The sequence below is a fragment of the Actinomycetota bacterium genome, assembly GCA_005774595.1.
In the GTDB taxonomy this organism is placed as follows: Bacteria; Actinomycetota; Coriobacteriia; order Anaerosomatales; family D1FN1-002; genus D1FN1-002.
The window spans coordinates 1-1000 of sequence record VAUM01000524.1; the positions used below are offsets into that span (position 1 = coordinate 1).

At 69.3% G+C, this 1000-nt stretch carries 2 protein-coding genes; both read right to left on the reverse strand.

What is annotated here, in order from left to right; all coding sequences use genetic code 11:
• Positions 1 to 453: NAD-dependent epimerase/dehydratase family protein (locus FDZ70_11420; GenBank protein ID TLM64555.1), on the reverse strand; the 453-nt coding region annotated here is incomplete at its 3' end.
• Positions 395 to 1000, reverse strand: a complete 606-nt coding sequence (locus FDZ70_11425; GenBank protein TLM64556.1) for a glucose-1-phosphate cytidylyltransferase — start codon at positions 998 to 1000, stop codon at positions 395 to 397. The genes FDZ70_11425 and FDZ70_11420, both read right to left, overlap by 59 nt.

Genomic DNA, 1000 nt, shown 5'->3' on the forward strand with positions numbered 1-1000 from the left:
CATCACCGCCGCGCTGCAGCAGTCGACCTCGCGCAGCGCGTCGAGGACGTGCACCGTGCCCATGACGTTCGTGTCGAACGTCTCGACCGGCACCTCGTAGGAGTCGCGGACGATCGCCTGCGCCGCAAGGTGGAACACGACGTCGGGCCGGAACGAGCCGACGACCTCGCGGACCGCCGCGCGGTCGCGCACGTCGACGAACCCGGAATCCATCCGGTGCTCGAGGTCCGTCAGCACGAAGTGCTCCTCGGGCGAGCGCGGCGGCAGGGCGATGCCCTTGACCTCGGCGCCGAGCTCCATCAGCCAGATGGCGAGCCAGGAGCCCTTGAAGCCGGTGTGCCCGGTGACGAGCACGCGCTTGCCGCGGTAGATGTCGGAGAACGATGCCACGCGCCTACTCCCAGACCTTCCAGGGCGCCTGCCCCTTGATCCACAGGCCCTCGAGGTAGTCACGTTCGCGCGCGGTGTCCATGCACTGCCAGAACCCGTCGTGCACGCGCACGCGCAGGCCGCCTTCTTCGGCGAGGTCCTGCAGTGCGCCGAACTCGAGGTCGCAGTCCTCGGCGTCGGTGAGGCGGCCGAGGAACGAGCGGTCGAACACGAAGAAGCCGCCGTTGATGAGCCCGCTCGTGAGCTGGGGCTTCTCCTCGAAGTGCCGGACCCGGTCGCCCTCGATGACCATCTCGCCGAAGCGAGACGGCGGGCGGACCGCCGAGACCGTCCCCTCGCCGTCGTGGCCGGCGTGGAAGGCGTCGAGCGCCGCGACGTCGATGTCGGAGACGCCGTCACCGTAGGTGAGGTGGAAGCGGTCGGCGTCCGCGAGGTACGGCTCGAGGCGCTTGACGCGGCCGCCCTTCAGCGTGTCCTCGCCGGTGTCGACGCACGTGATGACCCACGGCTCGGACTCGGCGGGCGTGTGGATCTCGGGCTCCACGGTCGGGTCGAGCGTGACCGTGAAGTCCGAGCCGGTGATCCGGTAGTGATAGAAGTACTCCTTGAT